The sequence below is a fragment of the Streptomyces sp. NPDC058308 genome (assembly GCF_042880275.1).
GTDB lineage: Bacteria > Actinomycetota > Actinomycetes > Streptomycetales > Streptomycetaceae > Streptomyces.
The window spans coordinates 603,970-623,628 of sequence record NZ_JBHVZA010000001.1; the positions used below are offsets into that span (position 1 = coordinate 603,970).

Here is a 19,659-nt window from a genome sequence, read left to right on the forward strand (position 1 = left end):
TTCAGGCCCCCTTTGCGTACCCTCTGTCGCCCTTCGGGCTCGTCCTCAATCGCCGGACGGGCTAAAACTTTCAGCCGCCTCCGCCGTGCTCGGCTTGCGGACCACCCTCATGCCGCCCGTTGCCTTCTTGTCCGGCTGGAGGATCACGCTCTCCTTCGAAGAGGGTGCCTTCGGGTCGGTGAAGTCCTGGGGGACGCCGAAGCCCGCGTCGAAGTCGTCGATGGTCAGGAGGGCCTTGTCCACGCCCTCGCGCGTGAGGTCCTTGTCCGCGCACGCCTTCTTCAGGGCCTCGCCGAAGACGGACGCCGCCGTCCAGCCCGCCACGACGCCGTTGTCGAGGGAGTCCGCCGGGTGGGCCTTCTCGTAGTCGGCGACGAGCTTCTTCGCCGCGGGCGTGTCCGCTCCGATGGGCAGGGTGGGCGAGGCCACGTAGTAGTTCTTCGTGAGGGCGGGGCCCGACTGGGTGGCGAGGAGCTGCGGGGCGAACGCCGAGTTGTTGCCGATGACGGGGACGTCGAAGCGGCCCGCCGCGGCGACGCCGACCAGGGACGCGGCCTGGCGGGGGCCCGCGCTGATCACGACGGCCTTGACGCCCGCCTTCTTCAGGGCGGACACCTGGGCGGTCATGTCGTTGTCGGTCGGCTTGATCTTCTGCTCGACGACCGTGAGGCCGGACTCCGCGGCCATGTGCTTCGAGCCCTTGAGGGCGCTCTCTCCGTAGTCGCCCTCGAAGTAGACGTGGCCCAGCTTGTCGCCCTTCTTGAGGCCCTTCTCCTTCATCAGGAAGTCGATCGCGTTGATCGTCTCCAGGTCGTACGTGGAGCCGACCACGCGCACGTACGGGCTGCCCAGGAGGTTCGCCGACCAGGCCTGCGGCAGGACCAGGCCCTTGTTCCGGGCCACGCGCTGCTTGACGGCCGCGACGAACGGGGAGCCGATGAACTGGGCGAAGCCCAGGACCTTCGGCTCCAGCTCGGTGTAGACGGCGACGGCCTTCTGCGGGTCGTATCCGTGGTCGCGGACGGTGAGCTTCAGCTTGCGGCCGCAGATGCCGCCGTCCGCGTTGGCCTGGTCCACGTAGAGCTGCTGGGCCTGGGTGACGCTCTTGCCGAGGGTGGCGTAGACGCCGGTCATGTCGGTGAGCACGCCCAGGTCGATGGTCCTGCCCGTCACGCCGACGCCGGTCTTCACCCCTCCCGCGCTCTCGCCCCCGCCGTCGTCGTCCTTCGCCTTCGAGCTGCACGCGGTGAGCGCGAGCAGCGCGGCGAGAGCGGTGCCGGCCGCCGTGGCCCTGGTCAGTGTGTTCATGCTTCCTCCCCTGGAGTGCCTGGACTTGCCGTGTCGCGCCGGGCGGCGAGCCTCACCAGGCCGCCGGGCAGGAAGAGCACCACCGCCACGACGGCGGCGCCGTACAGATACCGGGACGCCTCGCCCGGTGAGATCCCGCCGGTGCCGGGCGCGGAGACGAGGGGCAGCGCGTCGCTGTACCGGCTGAGCAGCTGGGGCAGCAGGGAGACGAGGGCGGCGCCCGCCACCGCCCCGGCCACCGAACCCAGGCCGCCGATGACGATCATCGCGAGGTACTCCAGGGAGAGCGTCATGCCGAAGTAGTCGGGCACGGTGCGCTGGAAGACCAGGGCGAGCAGCACCCCGGCGAGGCCCGCGTACATCGACGACAGGACGAAGACCCCCGCGCGGTAGCGGGCCACCGGTACGCCGATCACGCCCGCGGCGACCTTGTGGTCCCTGATCGCGTTCATGGCGCGGCCGGGGCGTCCCCGCAGCACCCCGCGGGCGAAGAGGCCGCAGCCCAGGAGCAGCACGAGGCCCGCGTACCAGAGCTTCTCGGCGGAGCCGAACGGGACGGCGGCGACCACGACCTCGTGCTCGTCGAAGGTGAGGCCGAAGAGGTCCAGGGGCGGCACGTCACGCCCGTTGGAGCCGCCGGTCAGATCGTGCGCGTTGAAGAGCACGTGCTGGCCGATGAAGATCAGCGCGAGCGTCGCGATGCCGAGGTAGGCGCCGTGCAGGCGGCCCGCGATGGGGCTGAAGAGGCCGCCCGCGAGCCCGGCGACGGCCACCGCGAGGGCCGCGGCGAGCCAGGTGGGCAGGCCGAGTCCGGTCAGGCCGTCCTCCCCGTCGCCCGCGAGGGCGCAGTACCCGTACGCCCCGACGGCCAGGAAGAAGGCGTGCCCCATGGAGAGCTGGCCCGTGGCGCCGGTGAGGAGGTTGATGCCGATCGCGCCGATCGCTGCGGCCATCGCGAAGAGGCCCGCCTGGAGCCAGAAGCGGTCGAGGTAGAACGGCAGGGCGAGGAGCAGGACCGCTCCGGCCGCCCACAGGTACGTACGACCGCTCGTGACCAGGGCGTGGCCGCGGGAGCGCCCGGCCCGGGTGCGGGTGTCAGACACGGGCGAGCTCCTTCGTGCCGAAGAGCCCCGCGGGTCTGATCAGCAGGATCGCGGTCATGACGAGGTAGGGCGCGAGGTCGCCCAGGCCGCGCCCCAGGAAGGTCAGATCACTCTGGTAGCCGGTGGCGAGGGACTCCGTCACGCCCACCACGAGTCCGCCGACGAGGGCGCCGGTGGTGGAGTCGAGGCCGCCGAGGATCGCGGCGGGGAACGCCTTCAGGGCGGCCAGGGACGTCGTGCGTTCCAGGCCCGGTGTCGGGAAGACCGTGAGGAACAGCGCGGCCACGGCGGCGAGCGCGCCCGCCACCGCCCAGGCCCCGAGCGAGACCCTGCCGAGCCGTACGCCCATCAGCGCGGCGGTCTCGGGGCTCTCGGCGGCCGCCCGGGTCGCCACGCCCCACGAGGTGTAGCGGAAGGCGAGCAGGAAGACGGTGATGAGGAGGGCGGCCGCGACGAACGCCGCGATGCGGGTGTGGGCGAGGGAGACAGGACCGACGGTGAGCACGTCGTCGCCCCACGGGTCACCGAGCGGCAGGACGTCCGTGCCGAGGCGGCGGGTGAGTTCGGTGGTGAGCAGGATGTCGACCCCGATGGTGACGATGGCGAGGACGCTGTGGTCGTGGCCCCGGTAGCGGCGCATGACGAGGAACTCGACGGCGGCCCCGACCACCGCCGCGCCCGCGATGCCGACGAGCAGCGCCGGCCAGAAGCCGACGTCGTCGTGGAGCGAGGCGGTGATGTAGCCGCCCGCGAGGAGCAGCGAGGCGTGCGCGAAGTTCACCACTTCGGTGGCGCGGAAGATCACGACGAAGCCGAGGGCGATGAGGGCGTAGACGGAGCCCAACGAGACGCCGTTGAGCAGGAGTTCGGTGAACGTGGTCACGGTCGCTCCTCACCCAGGTAGGCGCGTACGACCGCGGGGTCGCGCTGGACCTCCGCGGGCGGGCCGTCGGCGATCCGGCGTCCGAAGTCGAGTACGGTCACCGCGTCCGCGAGCCGCATCACCACCCCCATGTCGTGTTCCACCAGGACGATCGAGATGCCGAGGCTGTCGCGGACCCCCGCAATGACGGCCGCGGTGCGGCGCCGTTCGTCGGCGGTCATGCCGGCGACGGGCTCGTCCAGGAGCAGCAGCCTCGGCTCCATGCACAGGGCGCGGGCGAGCTCGGCGAGTTTCTGCTGGCCGTAGGGCAGGGAGCCCGCGGGCAGGTCGAGTTGGCGCTCCAGGCCGACGAACGCGGCGATCTCGCGGACGCGTTCGCGGTGGCGGCGCTCCTCGCGGGCGGCGGAGGGGAGCCGGAGCCCGGCGGCCACGAATCCGGTGCGGGTGAGCCGGTGGCGGCCGAGCAGCAGGCTGTCGGCGACGGTGGCGCGCGGCGGCAGGGCGAGGTTCTGGAAGATCCGGGCGACCCCGAGGCCCGCGATGCGGTGCGGGCGCAGGCCGGTGAGCTCGTGGGTGCCGAAGCGGACGCTGCCGCCCGTGGCGCGGTAGACGCCGGACAGGACGTTGAAGCAGGTGGACTTGCCCGCGCCGTTGGGGCCGATGACGGCGTGCACGGTGCCGGGGCGGACGGTGAAGCTGACGGCGTCGAGTGCGGTGAGCCCGGCGAAGCGGACGGTCAGGTCGCGCACTTCAAGGGGCGGTACGGGCGTGCGGCCGTCCGGCCCGGCCACGGCGGCGGGATCGCTCATGACGTGGCCTTCCACCGCGCGAGGACGGGCGGTGCGCCGAGGCAGCGGGAGGCGTCGGCCGCCGCGTCCTCGTCGACCACGCCGAGGTAGCGGCGGCACACCTCGTCGGAGGCGGCGAGCTCGTCCGCGGGGCCCGAGAGGGCGACCTCGCCGACGTCGAGGACGTACGCGGTGGAGGCGAGCCGCAGCGCGAGGGCGGCGTTCTGCTCGACGAGGAGCACCGAGGTGCCCTGCGCGTTGATCTCCCGGACGGTGTCGGCGATGCGGGCGGCCATCAACGGGGCGAGTCCCAGGGAGGGTTCGTCCAGGAGGAGCAGGCGCGGCGATGCCATCAGCGCCCGGCCCACCGCGAGCATCTGCTGCTCGCCGCCGGAGAGGAGTCCGGCGCGCTGCGCGCCGCGCTCGGCCAGGACGGGGAACAGGTCGTGCACGCGCCGCAGGGCCTGCGCCTTGGCCGCGCGCGAGCCGGTGGAGCCCAGCGCCCCGGCCCGCAGATTGTCGGTGACCGTCATCCTGGCGAACACCCGTCTGCCCTCCGGGACCTGGGAGATCCCGGCGGCCACCACCCGGTCCGGCGCGAGGGAGTCCGTGCGCCGCCCGTCGAAGCTGATGTCGCCCGAGGTGAGCGAGCCGCCGTGGAAGGAGAGGGTGCGCGAGATCGCGCGCAGCAGGGTCGACTTGCCCGCGCCGTTGCCGCCGAGCACGGCAACGACCGCCCCTTCGGGCAGTTCGAGCGAGACCCGGCGCAGGGCCCGCACCGGACCGTAGCCGACCGACACGTCGCGCACGACGAGCCCCCCGCCCCGCGCGCCGGATCCGGCCTTGCCGGCGCCTCCCCCATCGAACCCGCCCACGTATCGACTCCCTTGTCCCGCACGGCTGTCCGGCACGGCCCGTCCGCCGTCGCGTGGCGCTCACCCCAGCACCGCGGGACGGGCCCGTCCACGGGCCGCGGACGAAACGCTGCGGGAGACCAGCGGTGGCGCCCCGCCGCTGTGCACGCGCACAACACCGCGTGTCAGGGGCCTGCCGGAGCGGGCGAACCAATGGCATCCTCCGCAGCAACGCCGTCCAGGGAACGTCCCGGGCGCGGCGACGGGGGGGGGACGATGACCGGGCCCACACACACCCGAAGGCCTCGTACCGGGCACGACTGGAAGCTCCTCAAGGAGGCGTGCACCGCCCTCCTGCCGCGCCTGCCCGAACTGGTCGACGAGCATCTGCGCCAGCTCGGCGAGCACTCGCCGGTGTACGGGCGGGTCCTGGCGTACGACGTGCAGTGGCGGGAGGCCGAGGAGGCCATCCGGATCGGCATCGAGGCGATCTCGGCGCCGCGGGCCTCGCCGCGCCGCGACCTGGAGTACGCGGAGGAGGCTGGCCGGCGCCGTGCCCAACAGGGCCTGCCGCTTGACCTGTTGGTCCACTCGTACCGCAACGCGGGCTATCTGGTCTGGGACTCGCTCCTGGAGGGCACGGCGGGCAAGGACCCCGAGAAGCTCGCGGTCCTGATGCGGTCGGCGACGATGGTGTGGTCGGCGGTGGACGCCCAGGCGGCGGTGGCGTCCGACGCGTACCGCGCGACGGAGCTGGAGCTGCGCCGGCGCACGGACGAGCAGTTGCAGGCGCTGCTCGACGCGCTCCTTGAGGGCCGGTCGGCGCCGGGCCTCGCGGCGCGTGCGGCGGCCGGGCTCGACCTGCCCGAACACGGCCCGTACGCGGTGGTGGTGCTCCGCGTGGAGCGGCGCGACGGGCGGGAGGCCTTCCACCGGCAGATCCAGCGGGCAGGGTTCCGCTTCATCTGGCGGATGCGGACGGACTGCGAGGTCGGCGTGGTCGCCCTCGGCGGGGCGGAGGGGGGTGCGCAGAGCGGTGCGGAGACCGGCCTCGACGGGCTGGCCGGGCTGCTCGACGGGCGCTGTCCGGGGCCCGGCGGGATCAGTCCCGTGGTCGGGGGCCTCGCGGAGCTCGGCCACGCCCGGCGGCTCGCGGAGCTCGCGCTGCGCACCTGCCCGCCGGACGCGACCGGCATCGTACGGCTGGACCGGCGGATGCCGACGGCCCTGGTGGTGAGCCAGCCGGAACTGGCGGGGCACTTGGTGACCGATGTACTCGGCGAGGTCCTCGCGCTCGAACCGGCCGACCGGGCAGTGCTGTTGGAGACGCTGGACGCCTGGCTGGCCTGCGAGGGTTCGGCGGGCCGGGCGGCGGGGCGGCTCTACTGCCACCGCAACACGGTCTTCAACCGGCTGCGCCGCCTGGAGCAGCTGACCTCGCGTTCCCTGGCACGGCCGCGCGACCTGGTGGAGGTGGCGCTCGCGGTGGAGGCGCACCGGCTCGCCCCGCGGGCCCGCCCGGCGTGAGCCGGGCGGACGCGGAACGGGCCTCTGCGGGGCGGGAGTTAAGCCGCTGTTCAGGTGCTGATCAGGTGCCGACCAGGTGCTGACCGGATGCCGGTCAGGTGCTGATCAGGTCCTGGAAGGCGCTCGCGGTCTCGGTCGTCGACCTGCCGAAGGGCGCGTCGAAGTTCCAGACGAGGAAGAGCAGGAAGGCGATGAGCGCGCTGAACGTGCCGGCGAGCAGCATCTCGCGCGAGGAGCGTCTGATCTGCAGCGTGAAGATCAGTCCGACGGTGACGAGCGCCCCGGCCACGAGACCGAACCAGACCACTCCGGGCAGCGTCTCCTCCGCGTTGTCGGCCCGCGCCCTGCGCGCCTCGTCGGCGGCGGCCACCTGGTCGAGCAACGGCTGGTAGGTCTGGGCCTCCAGGTCGTTCGCGGGCGGCCGTGCGGCGATGTCCCTGCGCAGGGTGTCGAGGAGTTCGCCGCCGCGGTCGGTGAGCCGGTGCTCCTCGATCATGCGGGGCCACTCGACGCTCGACACGTGCTCGCTGTAGCGCCGCACGTCCTGCTGGATGCGCTCCCGCTCGTCCGCCGGGTAGACCTCCACGCGCCTGCTGATCTCGTGCAGGGCCTGGGCCTCGTCGCGGCTGCCGTCCTGGGCGGCGCCGCGGGCCTCCCAGACACCGGCGATGGCGAGACCGAGGACGATCGCGTACACGACGCCGACCATCATCACCATGTATTCGAGCACGTCGGGCGTCTGGCTGGGATCGTCGTCCTCGGGCACCCGGCGCTGCCTGAGCACGGTGACGGTCAGCACGACCGCGCAGGCGAGCACCATGGCCAGACCGAGTACGAACCATTCCGTCACGAGGGGCCTCCGGAGGGCGGGTTGGGGCGTGATCGGGCGCCGGACGCGGCGGAGCGCGAGCGCGGGCGCAGCAGTGCGGCGGCGAGCACCGCGGGGGTGGTGACGACCATCGTCGTGGTGACCATGGACCGCCCGGCCGCGCGCTCGCGCTCCTCGGCGGGGTGGTAGCCCGGCGCCGCGAGGGAGGGTGGCGGGGGCGGTGGTGCGGGGCGCGCGGGGCGCGGGGCGGACTCCAGGCGTACGGGAACGAGGAGTTCCCGCACCCGGGGCGCGGCGCGGGGGCGGTGCGCCGGGCGGGTGGCCGGAAGGGGTGCGGGGTGGGCCGCGGGGGGCGGCGGCTCGGGGGGCGGTGGAGCGGCGGGTTTCGCGCGGGAGGTGGGGTCGGGGGCGGGGGCGGGTCCGGCCCCCGGCTCCCGCTCTTTCGGCCCCGGCTCCGGCGATGGCTTCGGCACCTCGTCGTCCGGGGCGCCCGGCAGGTCCTCCTGGCAGATCTCGAGCCGCTCGGAGAGCACCACGCCGAGGGCTTCGACCTGCGCGTGCACGGAGAGCCCGCCCACGGGGCACAGCGTCGCCACGATGCCGAGACCGCCGAGCTGCGCCCACCCGGTCAAGATCGTCTCCTCTTCACGTACGGAAGAAACGATCACGTAGCCGGTACGACACGGGGACGGGCGGCGGTGCCACCGAGCCGGTGACACCCGGAGGCGCGCGAGTGGCTCGTCCCGGGCGCCCCCGGCGTACCGCTGGGGTCAGGCGAGGAAGTCGCGGGCGATGTTCTCCGCGACCGTCTCCAGGATCGGGCCCGCTTCCGCGATGCACCGGGCCACGTCCGGCTCGACGTCGGTCAGGGCGTACGCGCGGCGGATGCCCGCCTTGCCGAGGACCGCCGGGGCGAGTGCGAGGCGGCCGCAGACCGCGACGACCTCGATCCCCGCGGCCCGCGCGGCGGCGGCCACCCCGGCGGGGGCCTTGCCGTGCAGGGTCTGCTCGTCGAGCGAGCCCTCGCCGGTGATGACGAGGGTGGCCCGCTCCAGGGCGGGCGCGAAGCCGAGCACGTCGAGCATGACGTCGATGCCGGGGCGGAAGCCCGCGCCGAGTCCGACCAGCGCGCCGTACCCGATGCCGCCCGCGGCACCCGCGCCCGGCGACTGCGCGTACTCCGCGGCCTTGGGGCCGATGGACTTCTCCAGGACCGTGGCGAAGTGGGCCAGAGCCGCGTCCAGGGCCTCGACGTCCCCGGGGGACGCGCCCTTCTGCGGGCCGTAGACGGCGGGCGCGCCCTTCGGGCCGGTGAGCGGGTTGTCGACGTCGCTTGCGAGCACGATCTCGACGTCCTTCAGACGCGGGTCGAGGCCCGACAGATCGGCGGTGGCCAGCTCCTTGAGCGGCCCGCCGCCGGGCGCGACGGGCTCGCCGTCCGCGTCCAGGAAGCGCGCGCCGAGCGCGGCGAGCATGCCCGCGCCGCCGTCGGTCGTGGCGCTGCCGCCGACGCCGAAGACGATGCTGCGGGCCCCCGCGTCGAGCGCCGCGCGCAGCAGCTCGCCGGAGCCGTACGTCGTGGAGGTGAGCGGCGCGAAGACACCCTCGGGGAGCAGCTGCAGGCCGGAGGCCTCGGCCATCTCCACCACCGCGGTGCCGTCCTTCAGCGCGTACGCCGCCGTCACCTGGTCGCCGAGCGGCCCGGTGACCCGCACCTCCCGGCGCTCGAAGCCGCCCGCGACGGCCGCGGCGACCGTACCGTCGCCGCCGTCGGCGACCGGCAGCGCCTCGACCCGCACGCCGGGGGCGACGCGGTGCAGCCCGGCCGTCACCCGCTCGGCGACCTGCACGGCCGTGAGCGAACCCTTGAACTTGTCCGCGGCGATGAGTACACGCTGCACGGTGCCGCGCTGTGCGTCGCCGCGCCCAGCGTGTGCCTGCCGCTCGTGTCCCGCCGTCCCTGCAGCGTCCGCCACCTTGGTTTCCCCTTGCTTTCCGGGCCTTGCTCGCGTCAAGGCAGTCGCGCCGCTGCGACCATAACCGCAGACGGGGCCCGCTGCCCATGGCCACCCACAGCGCGAGACGGCGCGCCCCGGCGAAAAACCGGCCCGTATCGCACCATAGTGGTGCGCCATGAGCACGGAAATGATCGATCAGCCCCTCCCCGACGAGGGCCCGCCGGACCCACCGTCGAGCGACCGGGACCCCGCGGGCGGCTCTCCCCCGGACGGCGGCCCGGACTTCGTGGTCGTCGGCATCGGCGTCGCGGGCGTGCTCGCGGTGGTCGCCTGGGCCGCGCTCGGCAAGGACTCCTTCGAGCACGCGTCGGACACCGCGCTCGGCTGGGTCCTGTCCAACTTCGCCTGGCTCTTCGTGATCGCCGCCGACGTCTTCCTCGTCCTGTGCGTGGGCCTCGCGCTCAGCCGTTTCGGCCGTATCCGGCTCGGCAAGGACGACTCGCGGCCGGAGTTCACCAACCTCGCGTGGATCGCGATGATGTTCAGCGCGGGCATGGGGATCGGCCTGATGTTCTACGGCGTCGGGGAGCCCCTGACCCACTACCTGAACCCTCCCCCGTCCTCCGGCGTCGGACCCCGCACCGGCGCCGCGGCCCGCACCGCCCTGGAGTACTCCTTCTTCCACTGGACGCTGACCCCCTGGGCCATCTACGGCATCGCCGGCCTCGCCCTCGCCTACGCGGGCTTCCGCAAGGGCCGCGGCAACCGCCTCAGCTCGGTCTTCGTGCCGCTCATCGGGGCCCGGCGGGCAGCTGGGTGGCCCGGCCGCCTCATCGACCTGCTCGCGGTCTTCGCGACCGTCTTCGGCACGGCGACCAGCCTCGGCGTCGGCGCGCTCCAGGTCGCCACGGGGCTCAACCTCACGACGGGGGTGGCGGACTCGACCACCCTGCAGCTGATCATCATCGTCTCGCTCGGCGGCGCCTTCGTGGTCTCGGCGTTCTCCGGGGTGCACAAGGGCGTGAAGTGGCTCAGCACCCTCAACATCGTCCTCGCCGCCTGCCTGATGCTGTTCGTGTTCGTCCTCGGCCCGACCGTCTACGTCCTGGACGCGATCCCCGCGAGCGTCGGCGGCTATCTGCATCAGCTGCTCCCGATGGCCTCGCGCACCGGCGCGTTCACCGACGGCGCCTGGCTCGGCACCTGGACGATCTTCTACTGGGCGTGGTGGCTGTCCTGGGCACCCTTCGTCGGCACATTCATCGCCCGCATCTCGCACGGCCGCACGATCCGCGAGTTCCTCATCGGCGTGCTCCTCGTGCCGAGCGGCGCCACCGTCGTGTGGTTCTGCGTGATGGGCGGCACGGGCATCCGGCTCGACGCGACCGGCAGGGCGGACATGGCGGCGAAGGCGGAGGAGGGCGCGGAGGCCTCGCTCTTCGCGATGCTGGACGCGCTGCCGCTCGGCACGGTCACCTCGTGGGTCGCGATGATCCTCGTCATGACGTACTTCGTCACCAGCGCCGACTCCGCGTCCCTGGTGATGGGCTCGCTCAGCAGCCGCGGCTCGCTGCACCCGCCCACCTGGCTGGTCGTCGTCTGGGGCGTCCTGATGGCGGCGGTGGCGGCGGTGCTCCTGGTCGCGGGCGGCCTGGACTCCCTGCAGAGCGCGACGATCCTCGTAGCGCTGCCGTTCGTCGTGGTGATGCTGACACTGTGCTGGGCGCTCCTCAAGGAGCTGCGCGAGGACCCGGGCGCTGGCCCCGCACGCGGTCAGGCGCTGCACGGGCTGCGGGACGCGGTGCGCACGATGGTCGGCGACGCGATGACCGAGCAGAGTCCGGACCGGCACCACCGGCTCCGACGGATCGTCAGGTCCCGCAGCCGGGACGGGGAGTAACCGGCGAACCAGCGGCACGCGGGGGCCGGTTGGCCGCACAATGAACCCATGCCTGAGTACCTGGAACTCGACCTGGCAGGGGCCGCGCTGCGCGTCGAGCTCGCCGACGTGGGGCAGCGGCCCGAACCCGGGGCGCTGCCGCCGGAGTTCGGGGTGCCGGGGCCGGTCTCCAGCGGTGGCGGCCGCGCCGCCGCGCTCGCCGCGGACGCGCTGCGGGCGACCCTGCGCCCGCTCGGGCCGCTCCTCGACGAGGTGCACGCCTCGGTGTCCGGGGCGCAGCGGCCGCCCGAGGAGTTCACGGTCGAGTTCGGCATCGAGGTGGGCAAGGACCTCAAGCTCGGCATCGTCGGGCTGAAGGGGGCCGCCACGATGACCGTGTCGGCGACGTGGCGGCGTACGGGGGACCCAGGCGCCGGCGGTCCCGCCGGCGGCGCCTCCGGGTCGTAGCCGTGGGCTGGTTCCGGCGGGCGGACGGGCCGCCGCCGGTCGTCGCCGTCCTGGGGCGGCACGGCGACGCCGCGGTCGGCGCGGCCGCGTTGCTCTCCCCGGGGCGCGTGCTCACCTGCGCGCACGTGGTCAACGAAGCGCTCGGGCTGCCCCCGATGAGCGCCGCGAGCCCCTCCGACGAGGTCCTCGAAGTGGGGTTCGACCGGCGCACGGTGCGGATCAAGGCACAGGTGGAGGTGTGGGTGCCGCCCCGGCACGACGCCGTCGCCTGGCAGGGCGACCTGTGCGTGCTGCTCCTCGCCGAGCCCGCCCCGGCCGGCGCCCGCCCCGTCGTGTGGACGGACATGGCGGAGGGCCAGTCGCTGCGGGCCTGGCACGGCTGCGGGGAGCCGATCACCTTCGCGGACACGGTACTGAAACTGCTCGACGGCAGAGTGGGCTACCTGGACGGGCAGTTGTCGGGCGCCGCGATCGGCCCCGGCTTCAGCGGCGGGCCGCTGTGGACCGATGCGGGCGACAGCGCGGCCGGGCTCGTCGTCGGCCGGCTCGGCGGCCCCGACGCCCCCGCGCGCCCCGCCGACACGCTGCGGCGCGTCTGGGCCCTGCCCTGGCAGACCCTGTGCGAACAGCTGTACACGGCCGGGGCAGGCGACATCGTGGCCGACTGCCGCACGCTGCCCACCATCCCGCCCGATGGCACGCCCGGCGCCGAACTGACCGCGCTGCTGCGGTCGTTGCTGCCGGACCCCGCGGTGCGCGCCGAGCACGCACGGCGACTCGCCGCCGAACTCGGCCTCGCCGTACCGAAGGACGGGACGGCGCCCACGGCCGAAGAGCTGGCCGCCGTCCTGCTCACCCACCACCGCGCCCTGCCGACACTCAGCGAGTCCCTGCTGACCGCGGGGCCCTACGGCGTACGCCCCGAGCAGCTCACCGCCCTGCTCGGCACCGGCCGCGCGGTCGAGGCGGCGGGGCTGCTCTCCCTCGGCGAGTACGCCTTCCTGGCGCACCAGCTCGAACAGGTCGTCCTGACCGATCCGGCCCTGCCTGCCCGCGCGGCCCGGGAGGCGCTGCGCTACACGCCGCTGCCCTCGGCCCTGTGCACCGCGCGGCTGCCGGTCGCGGCGCTCGGGCAGATCATCGCCGATCTGGAGGAGTACCAGGACGGCGGCGGCGTCCCGGAGGGGACCTCGCGGGTCCCCGCGCTCGTGCACCTCGTCGAGTTCATCGCCGCGGCCGCGGGCGGCCCGGTCCGCGAGGCGCTGTGCGGCTGGAGCGAGCGGGTCTGCGCCCGCCTCGGCGTGCACCCCGCCGCCCGCGACCAGCGCAGGGCCGACGCCGCGCACTGGACGAACACCCGGCCCCCCGCGGTGATCCGGCTGCTCGCGCGGCTCACCCGGGCGGAGCCGGAGAGTGAGGGCACGGAGCGGGCCGAGCGCTTCCGCTGCCGGCTGTGGCAGCAGCACGAGGACGGCACGGTGCGCCGCCTCGAGACCCCTGCGGGGGACACGCCCCTGACGCCCGCGCAGGTGGGCGCGGTGATCCGCGAGGGCGCCGAGCGGTCCGGCGACGGACTGCCCGCCGTCGACATCGAGGTCGACCGCGCCGGACTCCATCTGCCCGTCGACGAATGGGACGCGGGCAGCCCCAACGAATTCGTGCCCAGCCTGCCGCTCGGCGCGTCGTTCCCGCTCATGCTGCGCTGCCCGGAGATGAGCCGCCGGGTGCCGCGGCGCGAGACGGAGCACCGCCGCCGCTGGGGCGACGGGCACGGCAGAGCCCTGGTCATCGATCCGAGCTGCGCGGACGGGCGACAGGTCGCGGCGCTGCTCGGCTCCACCCACCGCGACGCCAACCAGGTCGTCCTGCACGGCCCGCCCGCGCTCCGCGCCCAGCTGCTCGACCTCTGTCTGGCCCTCGGCGTCCCCGTGGTGCTCTGGGACCGCGAGGCCGAGGGCCACGACCACGCCCACCGCCTCGAACCCCTGGCGCCCACCGGCCTGTTGCACGACCTGCCCTTCCGGGTGCACCGGTACCGGGCGGCGCCGCCGCCGGACCCCGCGGTCCTCGCGCGCCCCTCCCTCGTCTGGGAGGACGTCACGTGGCAGGGCCTCACCGGCGCCGACCGCGAGCCGATGCTGACCGACCCCGACGCCCCGCGCCCGCATTCCGACGAAGGAGTACGCAGTTCATGACGGCACCCCAGCAAGGCGACTGGCGGCTCTTCCGCGGGGACGGCGACGCACGGCCCGTCGACTTCCCGGAAGCTCCGCCGTGGCGCCGCTTCGCCCCGGCGGACGGCGCGCCACGGCCGCGCCCCTACCTGATCGGCCCCGACGAGTCGGAGGTGGTCAACGCCGCGCTGCTGCTGCGCCGTCCGCTCCTGGTCACCGGCCATCCCGGGACCGGCAAGTCCTCCCTCGCGCACGCCGTCGCCCACGAGCTGGCGCTCGGCCGGGTCCTGACCTGGCCGGTCAACAGCCGCTCCACACTGCGCGACGCCCTCTACGACTACGACGCGATCGGCCGCCTGCGGGAGTCCAACCTGCGCCGCGAGGCCGACGCCGGCGGATCCGTCGGGGAGCGGCCCGAGCGCGGCCCCGACATCGGCTCGTACGTACGGCTCGGCCCGCTCGGCACCGCCATGGTCCCCGGCGAGCGCCCGCGCGTCCTGCTCGTCGACGAGCTCGACAAGGGCGACGTCGACCTGCCGAACGACCTCCTCACGGTCTTCGAGGAGGGCGAGTTCGAGATCCCGGAGCTGGCCAGGCTGCCCGAGGACCAGTCGCGCGTCGACGTCCTGACCTCGGATCCCCAGGTGCGGGCGCCGGTGACGCGGGGCCGGGTGCGCTGCTCCGAGTTCCCCGTGGTGGTCATCACCAGCAACGGCGAGCGCGAGTTCCCGCCCGCGTTCCTGCGCCGCTGCGTGCGTCTGGACCTCGCGGAGCCGGACGAGCAGCGGCTGCGCGAGATCGTCGGGGCGCACCTCGGCGACGCGGCGCTCGACGGCGTCGACGACCTCCTGCACGCCTTCCTCGGCCGCCGCGCCCCCGGCGAACTGGCCACGGACCAGCTCCTGAACGCCGTGTTCCTGCGCAAGGGCGGCCTCGACCTGGAGCCGGGCGCGCTGCTCGACGCCGTCCTGCACCGGCTCGGCGGGGCGGTGTAGGGGGTGGGATCCGAGCACCTGGACATGGCCCTGCTCAGGCGGCTGATCAGGGAGTCCGCCGTCCGCGGGCGGCCCGAGGGGCTGCGCCGGGTGCTCGGGGCGTTCGCGGCGAGCGGCGTGGAGCTCACCCAGGAGGAACTGCTCGACGCGCTGTGGCTCGCGGGGCGGCTGCCCGAGGGGGCGTCGACGTCCCTGGCCCGGGCCTCGGGGACGATCACGCCGGCCCGGCAGGCGTACGGGGACGGATGGCAGCCCCCGGCCGCCGGGACACCGGTGGCGCCGAAGCCCGCGCGGCCCGGGGGGCTCAGGCCGGACGCGGACGAGAGCCGGGAGACGGACGGGAGTCAGGCTCCGCCGCCCGGGGAGCGACCACACGCCGCCGGCGACCCCGAGGACGACCTCGCGCTGCGCTCGACCCGGACCTTGCGCGTCCGGCAGCCGACCGGCGACGCGCCCCTCTACGGCGGCACCGCCCCCGGCCACACCCCACCCCACCGCACCACCCCCGTCCGCCCCGTCCGCACGCCCGAGACCCGCGCCCTCGGCTCCCGGCAGCTGCAACTGGGCCGCGCACTGCGCCCGTTGAAGCAGACCGTGGCCGACCGCAGAAGGTGGGAGCTCGACGAGACAGCCACCGCCGATTCGACCGCCCACAGCGGCCTCACCGACGCCGTGCTGCGCCCCGCCCGTGCGCGGTGGCTCGATCTGACGCTGCTCGTGGACGACGGCGCCTCCATGCTGCTCTGGCAGCGGCTCGCCACGGAGACCCGGCTGCTCCTGGAGCGCAGCGGCGCCTTCCGTGACGTACGCGTGCACGGCCTGGACACCCGCACTCCGGGCGCCCCGCTGCTCGGCCGCCGCCCCTTCACGCCCGGCACCGCCGTGCTGCCGCCCGCCACCGTGACCGACCCCGGCGGCAACACCCTGATCCTCGTCCTCAGCGACGGCGTCGGCGCGGCCTGGCGGGACGGCCGGATGCGGGAACTCCTGAAGCAGTGGGGACGGTTCGGGCCGACGGCCGTGCTGCACGCGCTGCCCCCACAGCTGTGGGACGGCTCCGGCATCCGCGCCGAACGCTGGCAGGTCACCACCCGGCGCCGCGGCGCCCCCAACCTCACCTGGGACGTGGCCGATCCGGTGCTGCCCGCGGGCCTCACGGCGTTCGACGGTGTGCCGGTCCCGGTGCTCGCGCCCGAACCGGGAGCGGTCGGCGCCTGGGCGGGCCTGGTCGCCTCCCCGGGTGCGAGCGCGGTGCTCCCGCTCCTGACGGCCCCCTTCGACACGGCACCACGGGCACCCGCCGGCCCGGACGCGGGCGAGCACATCCTGCGGTTCCGGGACACGGCGTCCCCGGAGTCGTACCGTCTCGCCGCCCATCTCGCGGCCGTCGCCCCGGTGTCCGTGCCGGTGATGCGCCTCGTGCAGGACGTGCTCGGGCCCGGCGTGACGACCGGGCATCTGGCGGAGGTGTTCCTGAGCGGCCTGTTCCGGCGCTGCGACGACGCCGCCGAGCTCGCCCCACGGCACCGGAGTTACGACGTCACGGCCGAGGCCCGCGAGATCCTCCTCGGCACCGCACCGGTCCGTGAACTCCTGGGCACCGGCCGGGCGGTGACGGCCCGGCTGACCGAACTGGCGGGCCGCTCAGCCGACTTCCCCGCCTGGCTCGCCCATCCGGAAGGGGCCGACCGGGGCGGGGACGGGGCGCGGCCGTTCGGGTGGGTGGACGAGCGGCTGATGCGGCGTCTCGGGGTGGGCGCGCCGAGGGCGGTTCCCGTAACGCCCGTGGGTCCGGCGCCCCCGCCGTACGTCGACGCGCCGGGCTCACTGTGGCGGTCGCTGACCCCCGGGAACCCCCGACGGGCGGGCCCCTGGCACCTGTTCGCCCGGCACAGCAGCGCCAGGAGCAGCAGCGGGATGTTCCTCGGGCGGACCGAGCAGGGCGAGGTCGCGGCGATCAGGCTCACGCGCCCCGGTTCCGCGCGCCGCCTCTCCCTGGCGGGCCAGGCCGAGGCCCTGCACCTCCTGGACGGCAGACGGGTGCCGCGTCTCCTCGGCGTGGACCCCGCGCCGGAGCCGTCCTGGCTGGCGACGGAGCTCCAGCTGTCGGACGTCGGCCGTCCGCTTCCGCACCTCGATGGCCCGCTCCCGGCCGCGGCACTCCCCGACCACCTCCTGCACTTCGCCCGGCTCGCCCATGCGGTCGCCGGAGTGCTCGCGGACGCCCACGCGCTGGGCATCCACCACGGTGACCTCTCGCCGAGAAGGGTGCTGCTCACGCCGGGCGACGTGTGCGTCACCGGCTGGTGCGTGCAGGAGCACGGTGACGGCGCCGCCCACGACGTCTCCAAGCTGGGCCTCGTCCTCCTCGAAGCCGCGGGCGACGCCGTCCCCCGGTCCTTGACCGCCATCCTGCGGCGCTGCGGCTTCCCCCTGCTCGACCGGCGGCCCACCGCGGCCGAAGTGGCCGCCCACTTCGAGGCGTTCATCGACGCGTACGTACGCGACCCCGCGTCGCACGGCGCGGCCGATGACCGCCTCGCCGTGGCCATCGGCCGCGACGGGCAGGGCGCCGACGTCGTCCTCGACTTCCGCGCCATGGGCCCGCACGGCGTCCTGAGGGGCACGCCCGAGGACTGCTCCACCGTCCTCGACAAGATCGTCCGCGATCTGGCCGACCAGCACTCCCCGGCAGCGGTGCAGTTCCACCTGCTCGACTCGACGGAGCGGTACCTGCGTACGACGACGGCGACCGCGCTGCCCCACATCGTGACGGACGAGGACCCCCGCACCCTGGAACAGGCCCTGGACGCCGAGCGCGGCCGCCGTCGGACGCTGCTCGCCGCCGCGCGCGCGAACGGCGATCCGCGCCCACGGCTGACCAGCCTGATCGTGGTCCTCACGCCGCAGGCTCTGCCGGGCGAGCTGGGCTGGCTCGAGGACCTGGGCATCCATCTCCTCCTCCTGGAGGGCACCACGAGAGGTCCGGTCGACTTCGACTTCCGCATCGACCTCACCGACGGGAACCCCGTCCTCCACCACTCGGGCGCCCGCCCGTCCGGCATTCCCTTCCGGCTCCCGCTCCCCCGCCGCGTCCCGCACGAGGCCTTCCTCGCCGGCGAGCTCCACGCCGCCGTGGCGCACGGCCGCAAGGGACATCACCAGGAGGCGCTGAGCTGGCTGGAACGGCTGGACGCCGACCATTACCAGCACCTGGGCCCCGACCACCCCCACCTGCTCGCCACCCGCTACGAGATCGGCCACCTCCAGCTCACGCTGGATCTCCTGCCGGAAGCACTCGCCTCCTTCTCGGACTGCGTGGTACGGCGCGAGGCCGTGCTCGGCGCGGAGCACGTCGACACCCTGACCGCGCGCCAGCAGTGCGCCTTCGTGCTCTGCCGCATGGGGCGCCACGCCGAGGGACAGGCGATCTACCGCGCCGTGCTCGGCCGCTGGGAGGAGGTCCGGGGCCTCGGCCACCCCGACACCCTGCTGTGCCGCCACAACCTGGCCGTCGCCCTCATCGCCCTGGGGCGCTACGACGAGGCGGTGGACGAGGCGCGCCTCGCCCGCAGCGGCCGCGCGGCCGTCCTCGGCGGCCGGCATCCGAGCACCCTCGGCAGCGGCCACGAACTGGCCATCGCGCTCGGGGGTGCGGGCCACACCACCATGGCCCGCCGCGTCGCCCGCACCGTCCTCGAGGATCGCGAGCTCGTCCTTGGCACCGGCCATCCGGACACCCAGGCCACCCGGCGCGTGCTGGCCGAACTGGATCCGCCCGGGGACGGAGCGGCCCCGGCTACCCTTCCCCCGTGACCATCCAGGACTACGCCACGTACATCGCCGGCCTCCCCCGCGTCCTCGTCGCGGCCGCCGCTCTCTTCCGCGACGCGGCGGGCCGGGTGCTGCTCGTCGAGCCCAACTACCGCGAGGGCTGGGCGCTGCCGGGCGGCACGGTCGAGTCGGATGCCGGGGAGACGCCGCGGCAGGGGGCGCGCAGGGAGACCCTCGAAGAGACAGGGCTCGACGTCGGGCTCGGGCCGCTGCTCGTCGTCGACTGGGTGCCGCCCGGCCCGGTGCGCGACCGGCCGCCGCTGGTGGCCTATCTGTACGACGGCGGCGTGCTCGACACCGACCAGCTGAAGTCGATCAGGCTGCAGGAGGAGGAGCTGCTCTCCTGGCGCCTGGTGGAACCCGCCGACCTCGCGGAGCACCTGTCCGGCTCGCTGGGGCGCCGGGTCGCCGTCGCCCTCGACGTGCTGGCGCGGGGCGGCGGGCCCGCGGAGCTGGAGGACGGGCACCGGGTCGGCTGACCGGCACCTGTCGCGCGCGCCGAGCGCCGCTGCGCAGGCGGGGGTTCAAAGACAGCCCCTCAGAACAGACAGCCCCTCAGAACAGGACGTCCTCGCCCGCGCTCGCCGCCCCGCCCTCGAAGGCCAGCAGCCGCCGCTTGCGGTCGAGTCCGCCGCCGTACCCCGTCAGGCTGCCGCCTGCGCCGATGACGCGGTGGCAGGGCACGATGACGCCGATCGGGTTCTTGCCGTTGGCGAGGCCTACCGCGCGGGAGGCGCCCGGCTTGCCGAGGTTGTCGGCGAGTTCGCCGTACGTACGGGTCTCGCCGTAGGGGATCTGCTGGAGTTCGCGCCAGACCGTGCGCTGGAACGGGGTGCCGTCGAGTTTCAGCGGCACGTCGAACTCCGTCAGCTCTCCGGCGAAGTAGGCCGCCAGCTGGCTGATCACCTCGCCGAACGGGGCCGGGTCGCGGTGGCCGAAGTCCTCCTCGGGCGGGCGGTGGCGCTGGTCGGTCATGTAGAGGCCGCTGAGCACGCCGTCGGTGGCGACGAGGGTGAGCGTCCCGTAGGGGCTGTCGACGTGGGTGTGCAGACGTTCCAT

The 19,659-nt window shown here is 74.5% G+C and carries 16 protein-coding genes; 7 read left to right on the top strand and 9 right to left on the bottom strand.

Going from position 1 to position 19,659, the window contains the following annotated elements:
* Positions 1-45: 45 nt before the first annotated feature.
* The 5 genes from ACFVYL_RS02345 to ACFVYL_RS02365 are packed head-to-tail and all read right to left on the bottom strand — an operon-like array spanning position 46 to position 4,891.
* Positions 46-1,308 (bottom strand): ABC transporter substrate-binding protein, encoded by a 1,263-nt coding sequence (locus ACFVYL_RS02345; RefSeq protein ID WP_389712391.1) that lies wholly within the window; start codon positions 1,306-1,308, stop codon positions 46-48.
* Positions 1,305-2,411 carry a branched-chain amino acid ABC transporter permease gene (locus ACFVYL_RS02350; protein ID WP_389712392.1) on the bottom strand — a complete coding sequence of 369 codons (1,107 nt, stop codon included), beginning with the start codon at positions 2,409-2,411 and terminating at the stop codon, positions 1,305-1,307. Before ACFVYL_RS02350 ends, ACFVYL_RS02345 begins: the two co-directional genes overlap by 4 nt.
* Positions 2,404-3,294 (bottom strand): branched-chain amino acid ABC transporter permease, encoded by an 891-nt coding sequence (locus tag ACFVYL_RS02355; protein WP_389712393.1) that lies wholly within the window; start codon positions 3,292-3,294, stop codon positions 2,404-2,406. The genes ACFVYL_RS02350 and ACFVYL_RS02355 overlap by 8 nt, the downstream gene beginning before the upstream one ends.
* Entirely contained in the window at positions 3,291-4,103 is an 813-nt protein-coding gene (locus ACFVYL_RS02360; protein ID WP_389712394.1) for an ABC transporter ATP-binding protein, read from the bottom strand. Before ACFVYL_RS02360 ends, ACFVYL_RS02355 begins: the two co-directional genes overlap by 4 nt.
* Positions 4,100-4,891, bottom strand: coding sequence for an ABC transporter ATP-binding protein (locus ACFVYL_RS02365; RefSeq protein WP_389712458.1), 792 nt, complete (start codon positions 4,889-4,891; stop codon positions 4,100-4,102). The genes ACFVYL_RS02360 and ACFVYL_RS02365 overlap by 4 nt, the downstream gene beginning before the upstream one ends.
* A 321-nt stretch (positions 4,892-5,212) precedes the next feature.
* Here ACFVYL_RS02365 and ACFVYL_RS02370 point away from each other — a divergent pair, with 321 nt between their 5' ends.
* Positions 5,213-6,463, top strand: a complete 1,251-nt coding sequence (locus ACFVYL_RS02370; RefSeq protein ID WP_389712395.1) for a PucR family transcriptional regulator — start codon at positions 5,213-5,215, stop codon at positions 6,461-6,463.
* A gap of 94 nt (positions 6,464-6,557) precedes the next feature.
* On the opposite strand, the gene ACFVYL_RS02375 is transcribed toward ACFVYL_RS02370, so the two are convergent.
* The 3 genes from ACFVYL_RS02375 to ACFVYL_RS02385 all read right to left on the bottom strand — a co-directional run bounded on the left by ACFVYL_RS02375 (position 6,558) and on the right by ACFVYL_RS02385 (position 9,193).
* On the bottom strand, positions 6,558-7,313 hold the full coding sequence (locus ACFVYL_RS02375; RefSeq protein WP_389712396.1) for a hypothetical protein: 756 nt from the start codon (positions 7,311-7,313) through the stop codon (positions 6,558-6,560).
* Positions 7,310-7,924 carry a hypothetical protein gene (locus tag ACFVYL_RS02380; protein WP_389712397.1) on the bottom strand — a complete coding sequence of 205 codons (615 nt, stop codon included), beginning with the start codon at positions 7,922-7,924 and terminating at the stop codon, positions 7,310-7,312. Before ACFVYL_RS02380 ends, ACFVYL_RS02375 begins: the two co-directional genes overlap by 4 nt.
* A gap of 138 nt (positions 7,925-8,062) precedes the next feature.
* Positions 8,063-9,193, bottom strand: a complete 1,131-nt coding sequence (locus tag ACFVYL_RS02385; protein ID WP_389712459.1) for a glycerate kinase — start codon at positions 9,191-9,193, stop codon at positions 8,063-8,065.
* Between the two features lie 232 nt (positions 9,194-9,425).
* On the opposite strand from ACFVYL_RS02385, the gene ACFVYL_RS02390 reads away from it, so the two are divergent.
* Genes ACFVYL_RS02390 through ACFVYL_RS02415 form a run of 6 tightly spaced genes read left to right on the top strand, consistent with a single transcriptional unit; the run spans position 9,426 to position 19,079 of the window.
* On the top strand, positions 9,426-11,150 hold the full coding sequence (locus tag ACFVYL_RS02390) for a BCCT family transporter (RefSeq protein ID WP_389712398.1): 1,725 nt from the start codon (positions 9,426-9,428) through the stop codon (positions 11,148-11,150).
* Between the two features lie 48 nt (positions 11,151-11,198).
* On the top strand, positions 11,199-11,597 hold the full coding sequence (locus ACFVYL_RS02395; RefSeq protein ID WP_389712399.1) for a CU044_2847 family protein: 399 nt from the start codon (positions 11,199-11,201) through the stop codon (positions 11,595-11,597).
* A gap of 2 nt (positions 11,598-11,599) precedes the next feature.
* Complete coding sequence (locus ACFVYL_RS02400; protein WP_389712400.1) at positions 11,600-13,792, top strand: trypsin-like peptidase domain-containing protein; 2,193 nt, start codon at positions 11,600-11,602, stop codon at positions 13,790-13,792.
* A complete protein-coding gene (locus ACFVYL_RS02405) occupies positions 13,789-14,766 on the top strand; it encodes an AAA family ATPase (RefSeq protein WP_389712401.1) in 978 nt (325 codons plus the stop codon). The genes ACFVYL_RS02400 and ACFVYL_RS02405 overlap by 4 nt, the downstream gene beginning before the upstream one ends.
* 3 nt (positions 14,767-14,769) lie before the next feature.
* Positions 14,770-18,582 carry an SAV_2336 N-terminal domain-related protein gene (locus ACFVYL_RS02410; protein ID WP_389712402.1) on the top strand — a complete coding sequence of 1,271 codons (3,813 nt, stop codon included), beginning with the start codon at positions 14,770-14,772 and terminating at the stop codon, positions 18,580-18,582.
* The gene (locus ACFVYL_RS02415) at positions 18,579-19,079 is read left to right on the top strand and encodes an NUDIX domain-containing protein (protein WP_389712403.1); all 501 of its coding nucleotides are present in this window, start codon (positions 18,579-18,581) and stop codon (positions 19,077-19,079) included. The genes ACFVYL_RS02410 and ACFVYL_RS02415 overlap by 4 nt, the downstream gene beginning before the upstream one ends.
* Positions 19,080-19,155: 76 nt before the next feature.
* Here ACFVYL_RS02415 and ACFVYL_RS02420 read toward each other — a convergent pair whose 3' ends face one another.
* Positions 19,156-19,659, bottom strand: a complete 504-nt coding sequence (locus ACFVYL_RS02420; protein ID WP_389712404.1) for a methylated-DNA--[protein]-cysteine S-methyltransferase — start codon at positions 19,657-19,659, stop codon at positions 19,156-19,158.

What these genes read in the sequence shown, in the direction of transcription:
- ACFVYL_RS02370 (WP_389712395.1), top strand. Translation starts at nt 5,213, where the DNA reads ATGACCGGGCCCACACACACCCGAAGGCCTCGTACCGGGCACGACTGG.
- ACFVYL_RS02390 (WP_389712398.1), top strand. Translation starts at nt 9,426, where the DNA reads ATGAGCACGGAAATGATCGATCAGCCCCTCCCCGACGAGGGCCCGCCG.
- ACFVYL_RS02360 (WP_389712394.1), bottom strand. Translation starts at nt 4,103, where the DNA reads ATGAGCGATCCCGCCGCCGTGGCCGGGCCGGACGGCCGCACGCCCGTA.
- ACFVYL_RS02345 (WP_389712391.1), bottom strand. Translation starts at nt 1,308, where the DNA reads ATGAACACACTGACCAGGGCCACGGCGGCCGGCACCGCTCTCGCCGCG.
- ACFVYL_RS02405 (WP_389712401.1), top strand. Translation starts at nt 13,789, where the DNA reads ATGACGGCACCCCAGCAAGGCGACTGGCGGCTCTTCCGCGGGGACGGC.
- ACFVYL_RS02420 (WP_389712404.1), bottom strand. Translation starts at nt 19,659, where the DNA reads ATGGAACGTCTGCACACCCACGTCGACAGCCCCTACGGGACGCTCACC.
- ACFVYL_RS02395 (WP_389712399.1), top strand. Translation starts at nt 11,199, where the DNA reads ATGCCTGAGTACCTGGAACTCGACCTGGCAGGGGCCGCGCTGCGCGTC.